Origin of the sequence: Sorangium sp. So ce426, from assembly GCF_051475585.1 — a bacterium.
Taxonomy (GTDB): domain Bacteria; phylum Myxococcota_A; class Polyangia; order Polyangiales; family Polyangiaceae; genus Sorangium; species Sorangium cellulosum_B.
On record NZ_CP150341.1, the window covers coordinates 5,133,471 to 5,151,287 of the forward strand.

Here is a 17,817-nt window from a genome sequence, read left to right on the forward strand (position 1 = left end):
CCGAGGGTCCGATGATCCGCCCGGGAGGCCACATTGGAAACACCGAGGTTCATACAGGGTGTCTACTCGTTCGAGGGGCAGGGCCTGGAGCGGCCGGTGCCCCTTCGTCCGGCGGCCGGGTACACCGTCCCGCGGGACAAGCGCGCTCAGCTCATCTACCTGCGCGCGGGCAACTCCACGCCCGAGCTCATCTACCTGCTCCTCAAGCGCGACGGCCACGCGATGCGCTATTTCCCGATCGGCGCCAAGTCGGCGATCCACGTGCCCCTCGTGATCATCGAGGACATCCACCCGGAGAGCGTGATCGAGCTGTGCGTGGGCGCGCCCGAAGGCGCGCGGGGGCTCGCGACGATCGACATCGGCCTGGCGGAGATCTGAGCCATGCAGAAGAAGCGAAAGCTCGTGTTGATCGGCAACGGGATGGCCGGCGTCCGCACGGTCGAGGAGATCCTCGCGCGGGGCGGCGCCGACCAGTTCGAGATCACCATCTTCGGCGACGAGCCGTATGGCAATTACAACCGCATCCTGCTCTCGGAGGTGCTGAACGGCTCCCAGGACCCGAGCGAGATCTTCCTGAACCCCCTGGCCTGGTACCGCGAGAACGGCATCCAGCTCCACGCGGGCGTGCGCGCGCGGGCCATCCACCGGCACGCGCGCCAGGTGACCGGCGAGCACGGGGTCGTGGCGCCGTATGACAACCTCATCATCGCGACGGGCAGCTCGCCGTACATCCCGCCGATTCAGGGGCTGCGGCTGGAGGGCGGCAGGGAGAAGCCCGGTGTGTTCGTGTTCCGCAGCCTGGACGACTGCCACAAGATCGCCCAGTACGCGCGGGGCAAGCGGAGCGCCGCGGTCATCGGCGGCGGGCTGCTCGGGCTCGAGGCCGCGCGCGGGCTGCAGAACTTCGGCCTCGACGTCCACGTTGTCCACATCAGCGGTCACCTGATGGGGCAGCAGCTCGACGCCACGGCGGGCGGCATCCTGAGGACGACGCTCGAGCAGCTCGGCGTGACGGTGCACCTCAACAGGAGCACGAAGGAGGTGCTCGGAGAGGACCGCGTGACGGGGCTCCGCTTCGCCGACGGCGAGGCGCTCGCCTGCGATCTCGTGGTGATCTCCGCGGGCATCCGGCCGAACGTGGAGATCGCTTTGCGCGCCGGCCTGACCGTCGAGCGCGGGATCGTGGTGGACAACCACATGCGCTCGCCCGACGACCCGAGGATCTACGCCGTCGGCGAGTGCTGCCAGCACCGGGGGCAGGTCTACGGGCTCGTGGCGCCGCTCTGGGAGCAGGGCAAGGTGCTGGCCGATCACATCACGAAGCGCAACGAGAAGGCCTCCTACGCCGGCTCGAAGGTCTCCACGAAGCTCAAGGTCATGGGCATCCAGCTCGCCTCGATGGGCATCACCGAGCCCGCCGACGACCGCGACGAGATCGTGCAGTTCCTCGAGCCGAAGAAGGGCACGTACAAGAAGCTCATCATCCGCGACGGCAGGCTGCTCGGCGGCATCCTCCTTGGGGACGTCAGCAAGGCAGCGTACCTGATGCAGGCGTTCGACAAGAGCACGCCGCTCCCGGAAGAGCGGCTGTCGCTGCTGTTCGATCTCGGCGCGCCCTCGCCGCAGGCGACGATCGAGGAGATGCCGCAGGGGATGCAGGTCTGCAACTGCAACGGCGTCACCAAGGAGGGCGTCGTCGCGTGTGTGCGCGCCGGCAAGCGGACCCTCCGGACCGTCATGGACGCGACGCGCGCGGGCATGGGCTGCGGCGCCTGCAAGCAGCTCGTCTCGGAGGTCGTGGCGTGGGCGTGCGGGGGCGCGGCGGAGCAGGACCCCGCGGCCAGCTACTACGTGCCTTCCGTCCCGCTGAGCAAGCCCGAGCTGGTCCAGGCGATCCGCGAGCGCGGGCTCCGGTCGGTGTCCGCCGTGTTCCGCGAGCTCGCCGGCGGGAGCGAGGACCCGGGGAGCAAGCCGGGGCTCGCGTCGCTGCTCCGCACGGTATGGCACCACGACTACGACGACGAGCGCGACGCCCGCTTCATCAACGACCGCGTTCACGCCAACATCCAGAAGGACGGCACCTTCAGCGTGATCCCGCAGATCGCGGGGGGCGTCACGTCGGCCGCGCAGCTGCGGCGGATCGCGGACGTCGTCGACAGGTACCGCGTGCCGCTCGTGAAGCTCACCGGCGGCCAGCGCATCGACCTGCTCGGCGTGAAGAAGGAGGACCTGCCGGCCGTGTGGCGCGACCTCGACATGCCTTCTGGGTTCGCTTATGGGAAGTCGTACCGCACGTGCAAGAGCTGTGTGGGGAGCGACTTCTGCCGGTATGGGCTCGGCGACAGCATCGCGCTCGCGCTGAAGATCGAGGAGCGTTTCCAGGGCATGGACACGCCGGCCAAGCTCAAGCTCGCGACCGCCGGCTGTCCGCGCAACTGCTCGGAGGCGATGGTGAAGGACGTCGGCGCCGTCGCGGTGGAGGGCGGCAAGTGGGAGATCTACGTGGGCGGCGCGGCCGGCGCCCACGTGCGCAAGGGCGACGTGCTCTGCGTTGTCGAGACGCACGAGGACGCGCTCAGGCTCATGGGGCGATTCATCCAGTATTACCGCGAGAACGCCAGGTACCTGGAGCGGACGTACGGATTCGTGGAGCGCGTCGGTATCCAGAAGATCCGCGCCGTGGTTGTGGACGACAGCGAGGGCATCGCGGCGCGCCTCGACGAGGAGATGCGGAAGACGGTCGAGGCGTACCGCGATCCGTGGCGAGAGGCGAATTCCCCGAGGACGGCGAACCAGTTCCGATCGGTCCTGCCGGTCGTGCAATGAGGGGGCGCGAGATGGAGATCACCCTGGGCCCGCTCTCGGCGATCCCGCCGGGCGAGGGGCGCGCGTTCGAGGTCGGATCGGAGCGCATCGCGGTGTTCGTCGCGCGGGATGGCCGCGTGTTCGCCACGCAGGCGAGCTGCCCGCACCGGGGCGGTCCGCTTGTCGACGGGCTGCTCGGCGGCTGCACGCTCATCTGCCCGCTGCACGCCCGGAAGTTCAACCTGGAGACGGGAGAGGCCCTGAGCGGCGGGGAGGGGCTCAGGACCTATCCCGTCCGCCTGAGCGCGACGAACCAGATCCTTGTGCGGATCGAGGGCGGCGGGGGCTGAGCGCCGCCCGCGCCGGGGGCTGGCGGCCCCGCCGGGCGCCGTGCTCCCCCCGGGCCTCGACGCCTGGTTCGTTCACTCCACAGCCTGTGGGCTTGGGGTATTCGCGTCCACGTCCGAACAGGGGCTTCCAGGAGGCGCGCCCTTGGGCGTAAGAAGGGCGGAGAGCATGACGAAGACGCGTATCGAGCCGGGGAGCCACCCCAGCACCCTCGGGCACGCCGTGAGCTGCCTCCTCGTCGCCCTGGCCGCGACGGGGTGCGGCGCACCTCCTCCTCCCACGACAGCGACAGGCGCGGCCTCCTCCGCGGCTGCGCCGGGGCATACCGCTGCGGCAGCCAATCCGCCCGGCGCGTCCACCGCCCAGTGCGAACGGCCTATCACCCCTGCGCAGCGCCTCGCGCGCGAGGCAGACCGGATGGCGCCCGTCGATATGAACGGCGCGCTCGCCAAGTACGAGGAGGCCACGAAGCTCGACCCGACCGACCACCGTATTTTCTTCGAGCTCGCGATGGCCCTCAAGAAGAGCGACCGGTGGGCCGACGTCGTCTCGACGATGCGCCGCGCGACGGCGCTCGCGCCCGGGTTCGCGACCTACTGGGTGGAGCTCGGCCGTGCGCAAGAAGCCCTGGCGAAGCGCAAGGCCGGCTCCTTCGAGGACGCGAAGAAGGCCTACCTGACGTGCGTCGAGATCGATCCCTGGCTCGCCGACTGCCATGAGCGGATCGGACATGTCCTCCTGTGGACCGACGACGAGCGCGGGGCGATCGAGCGCTACACAGAGGCGATCCGGCGGGAGCCGGACGCGCTGCGCCATCACCTCCCCCTGGCCGATCTTTATATACGCCTCGATCATGTCGCGGAGGCGGAGGCGGTGCTGCGCGATGCCGTGCGGCGGGCGAAGCCGGACGATAGCTCGCTCTTTGCCGTGCACTCGATGCTCGCGTCGGTACATCAAGACAAAGGGAACCTGGAGGAGATGGTCGCGGAGCTCGAGGCGGCAAAGGCAGTCGCCCCCGAGGGCGTCGAGGCGGACCTGACCCTCTTCAGCCTGGGATTGTCCTACGCGGTGCTCGCGCCCCCGAGGGTCTCGGAGAGCGTGACGAACCTCCGCGCGTTCTATGCGCGCCGTTGCCTGGGCTCTGACACGAAAGCCTTCAGGACCAACTGTGCGTCGGCGGCGACGCTCATTCAGAGGTTCGGGGGCGCGGTCCCGGCGGCCGGCGACGCGAGCGCCGGGGCCGGCGGCGCGCCGAAGGCCTCGCAGGCCTCGAAGAGCGCGGCGCCCGCGAGCGCCGGAGCCTCGGCCGCGGGCGCTCCGGCGTGCGGCGAGCCTCCGGGGCCATATCAACCCCGGCCGGCGTACGCAGGGCCGGCGCCGTCGCTCCCCGCGATCCCTGCGTTATGGACGGGGCCCGTGAAGATCGGCGACGCGTATACGGTCCGGGGGCTCATGCACCACCTCCGGAGCCGCGCTCATTCCGATGAGGTGACCAGCAAGCCCATCTCGGTGGTTGGATACGTCGTCCGGACCAATTTCGAGGAGGCGCCGCCGTGCGCGGTGCACCGGACGGGACAGGGTGATCCGGTCGATTGCAGGTCGCCGCTTCCTTCATTCGCCATCGCGGACGCGAAGGGCGAGAAGACGCGGGCCATCGACGTCATGGGATGGGCGTCGAATTTCGCCCAGATCTATTCGATGATCGAGGCGATCGACAAGGCCCCGAAGGGCCAGGCGAAGAGCGTCCGCCTCGCCGACGGGTTCACGGGGGTAGACCTCCCGAACCCGCTGCCGAGCCCTGGGGCAAAGGTGAGGGTCACGGGCACGTATGGAGTGAGCTTCCAAGGGCAAGGGCAAGGGCAAGGGCAAGGCTCCGCGGCGAACCCGAAGAACGGGATCGTGACGGCCGAGCGCATCGAGACGCTCGATGACGCACCCACGAAGGCAACCCTGCCGGGCATGAAGCCGCGCCGCTGACCGCCGCCCGCGCGCCGGGGTCCGCCCCTGGCGCGCGGCGCCGCCTGCCGCGCGGGCGCTCCGCGGAGCCCCTGGCACGCGCGTCTTTGGGTACGCTACCGGAGCGCGTCGCGCGTCACGCGACGTTGCCCGGAGGGTTCCCGTTCGCCATGGCCGACCCCACGACAGCCGCACCGCTCGCCCCCGGCGCCGTCCTCGGGGGCGACTTCCGCGTCGTCCGCCCCCTGAGCCAGGGGGGCATGGGCGCCGTGTTCGTCGCCGAGCAGCTCTCGACGGGCAAGCCGCGCGCGGTGAAGCTGATGCACGCGCAGCTCGCGCAGGACCCGCGCTTCCGCGAGCGCTTCGAGCAGGAGGCGAGGGTAGGGGCGCGGATCGAGAGCGATCACGTCGTCGAGGTCGTCGCCGCGGGGGTCGATCCCGCGACGCAGACGCCCTGGCTGGCCATGGAGCTGCTCGACGGGGCCGACCTCTCCGCCGTGATGGCGCAGCGCGGCGCGCTGCCGCCCGACGAGGTGCGCGACCTGATGGGGCAGCTGTGCCACGCGCTCGGCGCGGCGCACCGCGCGGGGGTCGTCCACCGCGATCTCAAGCCCGAGAACATCTTCATCGCGCGGCCGCGGCAGCAGAACGTCCGCTTCAAGGTGAAGGTGCTCGACTTCGGCGTCGCGAAGATCGTGGCCGAGGCGCGGGCGACGACGTCGATCACCGCGTCGGTCGGGACGCCGCTCTGGATGGCGCCCGAGCAGACCGAGCTCGCCGCGCAGGTCGTCCCGGCGTCGGACGTCTGGGCGCTCGGGCTGCTCGCGTTCTACCTGCTCACCGCGCGCGTCTACTGGGTCGAGCCGAGCCGCGGGCCCAGCGCCTCGGTCATGTCGCTCATGCGCGAGGTGCTCTTCGGCCCGCTGGATCCGCCGTCCGCCCGCGCCGCGCAGCTCGGCTGCGCGCACCTGATCCCCCCCGGCTTCGACGCCTGGTTCGCCCGGTGCCTGGCCCGCGACGTCCGCGCCCGCTTCGCCGACGCGGCGCAGGCCATGGCGGCGCTCGATCCCGTGCTCGCCGCGGCCGCCCACAGGTCCGCGCCGCTGCCGGCCGCGCCATCCCTGCCCACGCCACCCGTGCCCACACCCCCGGTCTATTCCGGCCATTCCGGGCCGGCCACCGCGCCGACCCAGCCGGGGGTCTACCGCACCGACGTCGGCGGCATGACCGGCGGCACGCTCGTCCCGGTGCCGGCGCTGCCCCCGCGCAGGGCCCCCTGGGGCCTGCTGCTCGCGATCGCAGGCGGCGGGCTGGTCGCCGTCGCCGCGCTCATGGCCTTCGGCTTCGTGGCCTTCCAGCGGCTCCGCGCGGCGGACCGCGCCGCCGACGGCGCGCCGCCGTCGCCGCTCTACGGCAGCGGCGATGCGGCCACGGCCCCGGGCGGGGCGCCGACGCCGCCGGCCAGGCCCTCGAGCGCCGCGGCGAGCAGCGACGTCGATCTGGCCGGCACGTACGACATCGTATCGTCGCGCAACCCGGGCGGGCAGGGCAGCTACACGGGCAACGTCCTCCTCTCCCGGAGCGGCGACACGTACCGCATCTCCTGGATCATCACGAAGGGCGCGGGCTACGAGGGGATCGCGTTCGTGCAGGGGCAGACGCTCGCCGTGGGATGGGCGAGCGGCGGGCCCTACGGCGCGGCCGCCTACCGCATCGACGGCGGGCGCCTCCGCGGGCAGTGGATCGCCACGGACCGGCCCGGCCAGGTGATCTCCGAGGAGCTGGAGGGCCCTGAAGGGCTGGTCGGCAGCTACCGGATCGTCGACGGCGCTCGCAAGGGCACGGTCGTCATCGTGCCCACGGGCGAGACGTACGCCGTCACGTGGGCGCTGAGCACCGGCGCGCTGAAGGGGGTGGGCATCCGCTCGGGCGATCAGCTCGTCGTGGGCTGGTCGCCGAGCCAGCAGGTCGGCGTGGTCAGCTATGCGATCGCGGGCCGGCAGCTCGCGGGGCGATGGGGGACCCTGGGCGGCACGCTGGCGGGGAGCGAGGCGCTTGTGCGCCGCTGACGACGCTGTTGCACCGAGCGACTCTCGGCGACGCGCCGATGGAGAAGCTGCAGGTCAACGAGGGGCCGGATCGATCTCTGCCGGAATCCAGTCCCAGGTTTCAGCGCTCCACACGCCGGCCCTGCCCGCCAGCACCGGCTGCAAGAACTTCTCGACCGCCTCGAAAAGCACGTCGATGGTTGGCCACGGAAGCGCGCTCTCTTGAGCAAGATTCGCGTAGACAGCGTCCCACGCGGGCGGCGGTCTCGGCAGCGCCAGCGGCACCGGGTGGGTCGCACGATGAGCGAAGACGGCGGCGATCGTGTCATGAAGCGCCACCGCATCGTACGGGCCGCTCCGCGCGAGCAGCCCGAGATCCGGCAGATCGCGGACCCGGGAATTGGTCACTGGGTACGGATACGTATATGCGTGTAGCTTCTCGGCGATGTGCACCTCTCGCGCATAAACGGCGACCTCGAACGGAGGTATCCCTGCGAAACCGAAGAACTCCCCCGCGGCGATGCGGTCGGGGGGTCTGGGCATGAGCCCGCCGGAGACGACGTCCACGTGAAAGGGCTCGCCGTAGATCTTTCCGGCCAGCCGTGCCTCGCTCCGAAAGCGGTACCCTTGGTAAGGGCTCGTCGTTGCGATCACCGCGTGCTGCGAATCACGCCGGATCTCGAATGTCATGAAGTCGCCGAGGTCCATCCGACATGCGGCCTGTAGCTCGGCGAGCAGCGCCCCGGGATCTCCTGATATGCGCAGATCCACGTCGCGCGTCGCTCGCGCCCCATGGAGGCGCAGCTCCAGCGCGAAGCCTCCTTTGAGCACCACGCGCGATCCGAAGGCCGATGCCAGCCTCGCTGTGAACCGCTCGAAGACCAGTATTTGACGGACGCGCACGACGAGCATGCCCGCGCGCTGCGCCTCCGTGCGGATCCGCTGCTCGAGCGCCTGCCGGAACTGCTCGGCGGTTCGATAGCCTCGCGTCTTCATTCTGCGGCGAACGTCGTGCTCGGGGGTAGCTCGTCGGCGGCGAACATGCCTCGCTCGATTCCCTCGCGGCGTGCCTGGTCCAATAGGTCGGGATCGAGCCCGGCGTCCGTGCAGTCCCGGAGGGTGCGGATGGGTGTCGTGACAGGCACGACGTCGTGCCAGGTGATCTCCGACTCCGCCAGCGTCGCGCGATGCAGGACGACGTGAGCAGGCAGCGACGCCGGCGCCCATGTCGGCGGAACCGTCGCATGAATGCGCGGGGGAAGGATGTCGGAGAGCTCGTGGAGCATGAGCGCGGTATGGTGGGAGAATACTGCTGTTTTACCGCTCTGAAGCCAGACGACGACCAGATCTTCCACGTCGGAGACCGGTGGAAAATTGACCATGCGGAAGACGCCCTCCGCTACCGTCTGCACCTTCTGGCGCTGTTCGAGGTAGTCCAGGTAGTCGGCGAAACAGCCGACCGACCCTGCTTGATCGGCGGTGAAGTACCCAGACTGCTCCTTCGCGAAGGCGTCGAGGCGATCCTCGACGCTGCCCTCAGGGATCCAGTGGAGGTAGCGTCCGCGGCATGGAATCTTCACCTGAAACGTTTCTTCCTTCGACGCCAGTGCTTGCTGCAGGGCGTTATTGTGTGCCTCCACGAAGCGCGGCACATCCGCAACCACACAGCGTACAGGTCCGATTGGCACACGAACTCCGAAGATCTCGACAATGTCCTCATTATCGATCGTGCCGTCGATGACGAAGGTGACCGGACCTTCGGTCGGATCGATCGCGAGCGCTGTTGCTCCCTTGGTGCGAATCTTCGCCGTGTACGTCATCTCGATCTCGTGTTCACTACCGGCCACGATCCCGAACAGCTTGAGCGCAGCTTCGATTTGTTGCCTAGGCGGCGGAAAGTTGAATTTGAACGTGCCGTATCTCCGTATACGGTCTTGAAGCAAGCAAAGCCTTTCCAGGAGCTCGTGGGCCCGTCGCAGCGCGTTCCGCCCCTCCTCCGGCGTGGATGCGCCGAACGCCATGAGACACGTCTCCTTCTCGTCGAGCCGCTCGATCCGCAGAATGCCGCCGGGCTCCGTCGCAACGAGGAAGAACCGGGCCGCAGCCGTGGCCTCGAAGACGTCTCTTCTGTTCAGCGCGAGATCGACGCTCACCTCGACGTGCTGCGTGTCCTCGTCACTGACGGTGAGCGCTAATGTGACCGCTGCACGCTGGTGCTCGTTGCTCAAGGTCCGGTATCGACGGCCCGAGCGCGCAAGACGCAGTGCAACATACGGCAGCTGCGCTGTCCCCAAGGGTGACTCGGCTTCGACTCGAACGGGCAAGGGCTCACTTCCGGGGACCGAAGCGAGCCGTACCTCGGCGGTGGAGCGCTTCCAGTAGTCTTCTCCGAAGGCCGCGCGGAGACTGTCGTGGAGTATGACAATATCGGAGATGAATCGCCCCTCGATCGTCACCGCGCCGCCACCTTCCCAGAACCTGGTGAGCTCGTCGAGCTTGGCGCGTCCTTCGGGGCTATCGTCGACCTGGACCGACAGCTCGAAGGCGACCTCTTCGCCGGGCCGGACCAGTTTGGGAAGCTCGTCCCGTGCCACCGCCACTCGCAGTCTCGCGAGCCCCTCGTCGTCGGTGACATTCGCTCTGGGGATGAGGAGCGTCGCCTCCTGCTGCCCGCGCCATCCGCGGCTCCGGTTGTCCAGCAGCTCGCAGGCGTCTCTGGCGAGAGCCCAGTACCCGCGCCGCTCGCGGATATCCCAGATGATGATCGCGACGGGCCTTGTCTTTCTCTCCCAGCCAACGAGGTGCTTGACGTCGAGGGGATAGTGCAAATGAGCGGGATCGCTCTCCACGTGGAACCGTTCTATACTCTTGTGTCCCTTCACCTGGAGGTCGAGCGAGAGCCCGGTGCACGCGCCTCCGGTCTCGAAGATCTCGACCCGAACGTCCTCGCCCGTGTCCGGGTAGATCGAGGACGAATCCACCTTCCACCCTGCGTCGGTGAGACGATCGGCGAGCTGGAAGACGGCCCTCTGCGAGACGCGCATCGCGTCGCTGAACTGCGGCCCCGTCCTCCTGTCGTTCCCCCTGGGATCCATGGCTCCAGCGGATGCTACCATCATGTGACGGTGCGTGCTCGGGCTTCCCAGGCCGAACGCTCCATCGGACGCGCCGCGGGCCCGTTGGCCAGGGCATCAGGCGATCGCTGGCGGCGGTGCTCGCATGCCGGGAGCGGTCCTGGCGAACCCGAGCCAGCTCGATCGGCGTCCGGCGACGCGTCGCCGTCTAGCAAGACCCGTCGCGCGCCGGGGTGCGCGGAGGACGTAAGAGGGCAGGGGCGCCGCCCGCTCAAAGCGCTGGCGACGCGCGCCGACCATGGCAGCATGGGTCGCGCATCCCCCGCATCAGGGCTCATGTGGGCACCAATCCCGTCTCGTCCGATCACGGGTCTTCGTCCCGTTACGCCATCATCGAGACCCTCTACGAGGGCTCAGACACCCTTCTCTACCGGGGTGTACGCGAGGATGACGGCCGTCCCGTGGTGCTCAAGGTCCTCCGGCGCGATCACGCGAGCCCTCGCGCCGCCGAGCGGCTTCGCCACGAATACGAGATCGCTCGGGCGCTCGACACGACGGCCATCGTCATGCCCCATGGGCTCGCGATGCTCGGCGAACAGCCGGCGCTCGTCCTGGAGGATTTCGGCGGCGTGTCGCTCGATCGGCTGCTCGATGGCGACGGGCCGACGCCGCTCGAGCGCTTCTTCCCCCTCGCCATCCGCCTCGTCGAGGCGCTCGCCGGGCTGCACCGGCACGACGTCGTCCACAAGGACATCAAGCCGCAGAACGTGCTCCTCAACCCCGCCACCGGCGAGGTGAAGATCACCGACCTGGGGATCGCGTCCCGGATACCCCGCGAGCTCCAGCACCTCGAGCACATCGGGCTCATCGAGGGGACCCTGGCCTACATGGCCCCGGAGCAGACAGGCCGGATGAACCGCTGGATCGACCAGCGGACCGATCTCTACTCCCTGGGCGTCGTCTTCTACGAGATGCTGACGGGCACGCTGCCGTTCCAGGCCGGCGATCCCGTCGCGTGGGTCTATTGCCACATCGCCCAGGCGCCGCGGCCGCCGCACGCGCTCGTCCCCTCGATTCCCCCGCAGCTCTCCGCGGTGGTGCTCAAGCTGCTCTCCAAGGCCGCCGAGGAGCGTTATCAGAGCGCGGCGGGCCTGCGGCACGACCTGCACGAGTGCTTCGCGAGGTGGCGGGCGAGCGGATCCATTCCCCCCTTCGCGCTCGGGGGGCGCGATCTCTCCGACCGGTTCCAGGTCCCGCAGCGGCTGTACGGGCGCGAGCGCGAGGTCACGGCGCTGCTCGCCGTGTTCGAGCGCGTCGTCGCGAGCGGCCGGCCAGAGCTCGTGCTCGTGTCGGGCTACTCGGGCATCGGCAAATCGTCGCTCGTCGCCGAGCTGCACAGGCCGGTGGTGAGGGAGCGCGGCTTCTTCCTGTCCGGCAAGTTCGAGCAAGCCGCGAGGGACGTCCCCTACAGCGCCTTCCATCAGGCGTTCCGGGCGCTCTTTCAGGAGATCCTCTGCGCGAGCGAGGAGCAGGTCGAGGGCTGGAGACGGCGTATCCGGGAGGCCCTCGGCGAGAGCGGCAGGTTGCTCGCCGACGTGCTCCCCGAGCTCACGCTGCTCCTCGGCCCGCAGCCGCCCGTGCCCGAGCTGCCGCCCGCCGAGGCCCAGAGCCGGCTGCACGCGACGCTCCAGCGCTTCGTCTCGGCATGCGCCCGGAAGGACCACCCCGTCGCGCTCTTCCTCGACGATCTGCAGTGGGCCGACGCGGGGAGCCTCCAGTTGCTCGAGCAGCTCGCCACCTACGCCGGATCCGAGCACCTCCTCTTGATCGGCGCGTACCGCGACAACGAGGTCGGCCCCGCGCACCCGCTGCGGCTCACGCTGGCCGAGGCGCGGAAGCGCGGCGCCGCCGTCGTCGAGCTCGTCCTCGAACCGCTCTCGGCCGCCCATGTCGGGGCGATCGTCGCCGAGGCGGTCCACGCGCCGCACGCGCCGGCGGAGAAGGCCGAGCCGCTCTCGGAGCTCGTCTACGAGAAGACCGGCGGCAACCCGTTCTTCGTGCTCCAGTTCCTCATCGCGCTGCACCAGGAGGGGCTCATCACCTTCGACCCGGAGGAGGGCAGGTGGCGCTGGGACATCGCCGCGATCCGGGACAAGGAGTTCACCGACAACGTCGTCGAGCTGATGGCGGGCAAGCTGAAGCGGTTCTCGGGCCCGACGCGGGACGCGCTCACGCTCGCCGCGTGCCTCGGCAGCAGCCTGGAGCTCGACACGCTCGCGGTGGTCGCGGGCCGTCCGGCGGCGGAGCTCCACGACGCGCTCGAGGAGGCCGTGCGGGAGGGGCTGCTGCTCCGCCGGGACGGCGCCTATCGCTTCCTCCACGACCGGGTGCAGCAAGCCGCAACCTCGCTCATCCCGGCGGGACAGCTCGCCGAGATGCACCTCTGTATCGGCCGGCTGCTCCTCGGGGCGCGACGCGCGGAGGAGCGCGACGACGCGCTCTTCGACGTCGTCGGCCACCTCAACCGCGGCGCCGCGCTCCTGCGTTCCCAGGCGGAGCGGGACGAGGTCGCCGCGCTGAACCTCCGCGCCGGCAGAAAGGCCAAGGCGGCCGCGGCCTTCCAGTCCGCCGCCGCGCTCTTCGCGGCTGGCCTCTCGCTGCTCGCGCCGGCCTCGTGGGAGACGCGCCACGAGCTGACCTACGGCCTGACCTTCGAGCGCGCGCACGTCGCGTACATCACCGGCAGCTTCGAGGAAGCCGAGGGGCGCGTGGAAGAGCTCATGGATCGCGCGAGGACCCGGCACGAGACGGCCACCGTCGTCGAGCTCGCCGTCGCGCTGAGCGTCACCCGCGGGCAATACGCCCGCGCGGTGGAGATCGGGCTCTCGTGCCTCCGCGCGTGCGACGTCGATCTGCCGCTCCACCCCACCGACGCACAGGTCGAGGAGGAGACCGAGAGCGTCTGGAAGGCCCTGGGCAATCGGGCCATCGAGGACCTGATCCACCTGCCGCCCATGACGCACCCGGGGATCAAGATCACGATGGGCGTGCTGCAGAGCGTGTCCCTCCCTTCGTTCTTCGTGGACCCGAACCTGTACAACCTCGTCGTCATGCGCATGGTCGAGCTCAGCCTGCGCCACGGCAACGCCGAGCACTCCGCTGTCGCGTACGCCGCCTTCGCGATGGTGATCAGCTCGAGGTTCGGGCGATACAAGAAGGCTTACTCGTTCGGCAGGCTCGGCCACGACCTGGCGCAGAAGAGCGGCCTCCTCACCACGAAATCGGTGGTGGTCGTCCTCTTCGGACACTACGTCGTCTTCTGGACACGCCACTACAGAGAGACGTATCCGTACACGCGCGACGGCTTCAGCGCCGCGGTCGAGTCCGGTGACCTGAACATGGCGTGCACCAACTGCATCTGGGCCGCGCTGTTCCCGCTGCTCTCCGGCGAGCCGCTGGAGGACGTGCTTCACGAGGTCGAAGAGCGCCTCGGTTTCGTGCGCGGGGTCGGTTACACGTTCGCGCTCAACGCCCTCCTCGGCGGCCACGCCATGATCCAGACGCTGCGCGGGAGGCCGGTCCGCTTCTCGATGCCGGACGGGTCCGAGCTGGATCCGCCGGCGTTCGAGGCGCGGCTGGAGCAGGGGGGGCATCTGGAGGCCGCGCGCGACTTCTATTACAGCTTGAAGGCGCAGGCGCTCTTCGTGCTCGGCGCTCCCCGAGAGGCGCTCGCGGCGGCGACCCGCGCGATCGCCGAGCACCCCCCCAGGGTCGGTCCGCACGCGCTCATCGCCGAGAGCTTCTATTATCGCGCGCTCGCGCTCGCGGCCCTCTTCAACGCGCCGCACGCCCCGCACGGCGCGGGCGAGGCGCGGCCGTCCCCGCCGTGGGTGCTCCCCGAGGAGCTGGAGGAGCTGATCGAGTGCGAGCGGCAGCTCGGCGCGTGGGCCAGGAGCGGCCCCGACAACTTCCTCCACAAGCACGCCCTGGTCCGCGCCGAGATCGCCCGGCTCCTGGGGCGCGAGCCGGAGGCCAGCCGGCTCTACGAGCAGGCCATCGCGGCGGCGCGCGAGGGCGGCTTCGTCCAGCATGAGGCCATCGCCTGCGAGCTCGCCGCGGAGTTCTACCGCGCGCGCGGCCTCTCGATACCCGCCGACGGCTACCTGCGAAGCGCCCGCGCCGGCTATTTCCGCTGGGGCGCCCGCGCCAAGGTGGAGCAGCTCGATCAGCGCTACCCTCACCTGGTCGAGCGCAAGCCGATCGCCCCCACCGTCACCTTCGCCGTGCGGGCCGAGCAGTTCGACGTCCTGTCGGTGGTGAAGGCCGCGCAGAGCATCTCTGGCGAGCTCAAGCTCCCGCGGCTGCTCGAGGTGCTGCTTCGCATCGTTGTCGAGCACGCGGGCGCCGAGGAGGGCTATGTCCTCCTGGTCCGGGAGGAGCAGCTGTGGCTCGCGGCGCTCGAGGCGCCGGGGGGCGCGGTACGGCTGCTGGACGCGGGCGAGTCGCCTTCGGCCGCGTTGCCGCAGTCGGTCATCAACTATGTTCGCCGGAGCCACGAGCGCGTGCTGCTCGACGACGCCGCCGGCCGGCATCCCTTCGTGGAGGACGAGTATTTCCGGCGCAAGCGCCCGAGATCGGTGCTGTGCCTCCCGATCGTGCGCCAGGCTCGGCTCGTCGGCCTGCTCTACCTGGAAAACAACCTCGCCACCGGGGTGTTCACCCCCGGGCGGCTCAGCGTCGTCGAGCTACTCGCCTCGCAGTCGGCATTCTCGCTGGAGAACGCGATGCTCTATGCCGAGGTGGAGCAGGAGAACGCCGAGCGGCGGCGGGCGGAGCAGGCGCTCAAGGCCAATCAGAAGATGCTCCAGGCCATCGTCGACAACTCGGCGGCGAGCGTCTACGTCAAGGATCGAGAGGGCCGATTCCTGCTCGCCAACCGGCAGGTGGGCGCCCTCCTGGGCGTGCCGAGCGAGCAGCTCCTCGGGAGGACCGACGCCGACGTCTTCCCTGCTCCCTTCGCCGAGATGGTCCGCGAGCACGAGCGGAAGGTGATCGAGACGGGTGCGCCGATGGAGTGGGAGGAGACGGTGCCGCTGGAGGACGGGCTGCACACGTTCCTGTCGATCAAGTTCCCTCTCGGCGAGGGGCTCATGCCCGGCGCGCTCTGCGGCATCTCCACCGACATCACCGAGCGCAAGCGGGCCGAGCAGGCCGAGCGCTTCCTGGCCGAGGCGAGCCGCAAGCTGATGATGCTGGGGTACGGCGCGACCTTCGAGAGCGTGGCGCAGCTCCCGGTGCCCGAGCTCTCGGATCAGTGTGTCGTCGAGGTGCTCTCGGCGGACACGACGCCGGGCCCGACGGTCGTCGCAGGGGTGCCCGGCGAGCAGCTGGAAGCGCTGAAGGACGCGCTGCGCGCGCTGGCAGGAGCGCCGCCGGCCGGATTCGAGGGGGTCGATGGCCGCGCCGCGCCGCTGGTGCAGCAGGTGCGTTCGCTCGACCCGCGGGTCAGGCCGCCCTGGGAGCGGCTCGGCGTCCACGCGTTCCTGCGGGTTCCGCTGCTCGCGCGCGACCGGTACTTCGGCGTCATGACCCTGCTGGCGACGGCGCCCGAGCGCCGCTGTGGCCCCGCCGACCTGCGGCTGGCCGAGGAGCTGGGGCGCCGCGCGGCGCTCGTGCTCGACAATATCCGCCTGTACACCGAGGCCCAGGAGGCCATCGAGCGGCGGGACGAGTTCCTCGTCGTCGCGTCTCACGAGCTCAAGACCCCGCTGACCTCGATGCAGATGCAGGTGCAGGCGGCCGAGCGCCTGCTGCACCGCGGCTCGCTCGCGGGCGTCCCCCCGGCGCGGATCGAGGCGATGTTCCGCATCCTCGGCCGCCAGACGGCGCGGCTCGGGCGCCTCGTCGACGAGCTGCTCGACGTCACGAGGATGAACGCCGGGCGGCTGGCGCTCACGCGGGCGCCGGTCGATCTGGCGGCGCTGGTGCATGAGATCGTCGAGCGGATGCGCCCCCAGCTCGCGGACGCCCGCTGCCCGGCGCAGCTGGATCTGGGAGCGCCCGTCGTCGGGTACTGGGATCCGGATCGCCTGGAGCAGGTCGTCGTCAACCTCCTGTCGAACGCGATGAAGTACGGCGCCGGCGGGCCTATTTTCATCGGCGTGCGCCGGCAGGCGGATCGCGCGCAGCTCGTGGTCCGGGACGAGGGGATCGGGATCGCGGAGGCCGATCAGGGCAAGATCTTCGAGCGCTTCGAGCGCGCCGTGTCGGTGCGCAACTTCGGCGGCATCGGGCTCGGGCTCTACATCGCGCGCTCGATCGTGGCGTCGCACGGCGGATCCATCCGGGTGCAGAGCAAGCCGGGCGCCGGCGCGACGTTCGTGGTGGAGCTCCCGCTGAGCGCACCGGAGAGCGCCGTGCCGCATCCAGGGGCCGGAGCGTAGGCAGACGTGGCTCCGGGAGCGCGGCCGGAAGCAAAAAATCAGGCAGATCAGGCTGTTCTGCCGGCCTCTTGTGTGAGCTGGCACGCACGGTAGGCTGCGAGAGGAGGGGTATGGTGTGGTCTGGGATACAAACCTGCCTCCTCCGGCGGTCGCGCGACCTGCCGCGCAGGCAGGAGTGCCTGATTTTCTGCTTCGAGGTCCAGCGCCGGAGGGCCTCCTGGCTCCTGGCTGAGCCTGGTAGCTTCGGCGACCATGGCGAAGCTCAAGACTCAACCGGAGAAGTCCCCGGCGAAGGCCAGGGCAGAGGAGGGGGCCCGGAGCTACCAGGCCCTGTACAGGCACTACCAGGCGATCGGGGCGGGGCTCCCGCCCGGGGAGGTGCAGGTGTGCCGCGCCGATCCGCGCCTCGCGCTGGTCAACGTGAAGCGCGGTGTCGCGGCGGTGCTGGGCACGAAGGAGCAGGTGAAGGCCGTGCGCGAGCACCTGCCCAGGATCGCGGTCGACGAGCTCCTTTCGCTGCCGGACCTCGCGCGGGCGCTCCTGTTCGCCGTGCGCGAGGCGCTGCCCCGGGCGGCGGGCCCGAAGGAGATCGACAAGGCGCTGAAGGAGATCGGCGGGCCGCGCGAAGATCTCCTGACGCAGGCGGAGCTCTTCGCCCGGCGCGGCCTCCTCGACAGGGAGCGTGTCGCGCAGATCCGGGCCGGCTCGGGGAAATACGATATGGCGCGGGACGGGATGGAGCTCGCGGCGCTGTTCACGGAGCACGCGGCCGAGCTCAAGGGGCTCCACCCGTTCACGAGGGAGGAGATCGAGAAGCTCCGGCGGACGAGCGAGTGGCTGCTCGAGAACCTGACCCCGGCCGGAGCCCGGGTGGAGGTCAAGAAGAAGGAGAAGACCGCGGCCGAGGACGCGAGGGATCGGCTGTGGACGCTGCTCCTGCGGCGGCACCCGGCGCTCCGGAAGGTGGGGTATTACTTCCACGGCGACGATTTCGAGTCGCTCACGCCGCGCCTGCTCTCGCGGGCCGCCTCCGCGCAAGCCGTCGAGGAGGCGCTGGAGGAGGAGCCGGAGGCGATCGCGAGCGACGCGACGGGAGAGGGAGAGGGCAGGGGCGAGGCGCCCTGAGCATCGCTCCGCCACCGG

General features: G+C 70.1%; 9 protein-coding genes. 7 read left to right on the forward strand and 2 right to left on the reverse strand.

The genetic code is table 11. From position 1 onward, the window contains the following. Nucleotides 1-33 precede the first annotated feature (33 nt). The 5 genes from WMF44_RS19030 (at nucleotide 34) to WMF44_RS19050 (ending at nucleotide 7,178) form a co-directional block, all read left to right on the forward strand. Entirely contained in the window at nucleotides 34-378 is a 345-nt protein-coding gene (locus WMF44_RS19030) for a molybdopterin oxidoreductase (protein ID WP_437300539.1), read from the forward strand. Nucleotides 379-381: 3 nt separating this feature from the next. Beyond that, nucleotides 382-2,826: a nitrite reductase large subunit NirB gene (gene nirB, locus WMF44_RS19035; protein ID WP_437300540.1), complete on the forward strand. Its 2,445-nt coding sequence runs from the start codon at nucleotides 382-384 to the stop codon at nucleotides 2,824-2,826. Between the two features lie 11 nt (nucleotides 2,827-2,837). Then, nucleotides 2,838-3,155: a Rieske (2Fe-2S) protein gene (locus tag WMF44_RS19040; RefSeq protein WP_437300541.1), complete on the forward strand. Its 318-nt coding sequence runs from the start codon at nucleotides 2,838-2,840 to the stop codon at nucleotides 3,153-3,155. A gap of 166 nt (nucleotides 3,156-3,321) precedes the next feature. Further along, nucleotides 3,322-5,130: a tetratricopeptide repeat protein gene (locus WMF44_RS19045; RefSeq protein ID WP_437300542.1), complete on the forward strand. Its 1,809-nt coding sequence runs from the start codon at nucleotides 3,322-3,324 to the stop codon at nucleotides 5,128-5,130. A gap of 149 nt (nucleotides 5,131-5,279) precedes the next feature. Then, complete coding sequence (locus tag WMF44_RS19050) at nucleotides 5,280-7,178, forward strand: serine/threonine-protein kinase (protein ID WP_437300543.1); 1,899 nt, start codon at nucleotides 5,280-5,282, stop codon at nucleotides 7,176-7,178. Between the two features lie 54 nt (nucleotides 7,179-7,232). On the opposite strand, the gene WMF44_RS19055 is transcribed toward WMF44_RS19050, so the two are convergent. Further along, on the reverse strand, nucleotides 7,233-8,069 hold the full coding sequence (locus WMF44_RS19055) for a nucleotidyl transferase AbiEii/AbiGii toxin family protein (RefSeq protein WP_437300544.1): 837 nt from the start codon (nucleotides 8,067-8,069) through the stop codon (nucleotides 7,233-7,235). A gap of 80 nt (nucleotides 8,070-8,149) precedes the next feature. Beyond that, on the reverse strand, nucleotides 8,150-10,252 hold the full coding sequence (locus WMF44_RS19060) for a DUF4365 domain-containing protein (RefSeq protein WP_437300545.1): 2,103 nt from the start codon (nucleotides 10,250-10,252) through the stop codon (nucleotides 8,150-8,152). Between the two features lie 317 nt (nucleotides 10,253-10,569). Between WMF44_RS19060 and WMF44_RS19065 the strand changes: the two genes are divergently transcribed. Together WMF44_RS19065 and WMF44_RS19070 are read left to right on the forward strand one after the other, a co-directional pair. After that, the gene (locus WMF44_RS19065) at nucleotides 10,570-16,674 is read left to right on the forward strand and encodes an AAA family ATPase (protein WP_437300546.1); all 6,105 of its coding nucleotides are present in this window, start codon (nucleotides 10,570-10,572) and stop codon (nucleotides 16,672-16,674) included. Nucleotides 16,675-16,926: 252 nt separating this feature from the next. After that, entirely contained in the window at nucleotides 16,927-17,799 is an 873-nt protein-coding gene (locus WMF44_RS19070) for a hypothetical protein (protein WP_437300547.1), read from the forward strand. The last annotated feature ends 18 nt before the right edge of the window (nucleotides 17,800-17,817 follow it).

Excerpts from the sequence above, each read along its gene's own strand:
- nirB (WP_437300540.1), top strand. The coding sequence starts at position 382 with ATGCAGAAGAAGCGAAAGCTCGTGTTGATCGGCAACGGGATGGCCGGC.
- WMF44_RS19040 (WP_437300541.1), top strand. The coding sequence starts at position 2,838 with ATGGAGATCACCCTGGGCCCGCTCTCGGCGATCCCGCCGGGCGAGGGG.
- WMF44_RS19045 (WP_437300542.1), top strand. The coding sequence starts at position 3,322 with ATGACGAAGACGCGTATCGAGCCGGGGAGCCACCCCAGCACCCTCGGG.
- WMF44_RS19050 (WP_437300543.1), top strand. The coding sequence starts at position 5,280 with ATGGCCGACCCCACGACAGCCGCACCGCTCGCCCCCGGCGCCGTCCTC.
- WMF44_RS19055 (WP_437300544.1), bottom strand. The coding sequence starts at position 8,069 with ATGCTCGTCGTGCGCGTCCGTCAAATACTGGTCTTCGAGCGGTTCACA.
- WMF44_RS19060 (WP_437300545.1), bottom strand. The coding sequence starts at position 10,252 with ATGGATCCCAGGGGGAACGACAGGAGGACGGGGCCGCAGTTCAGCGAC.
- WMF44_RS19070 (WP_437300547.1), top strand. The coding sequence starts at position 16,927 with ATGGCGAAGCTCAAGACTCAACCGGAGAAGTCCCCGGCGAAGGCCAGG.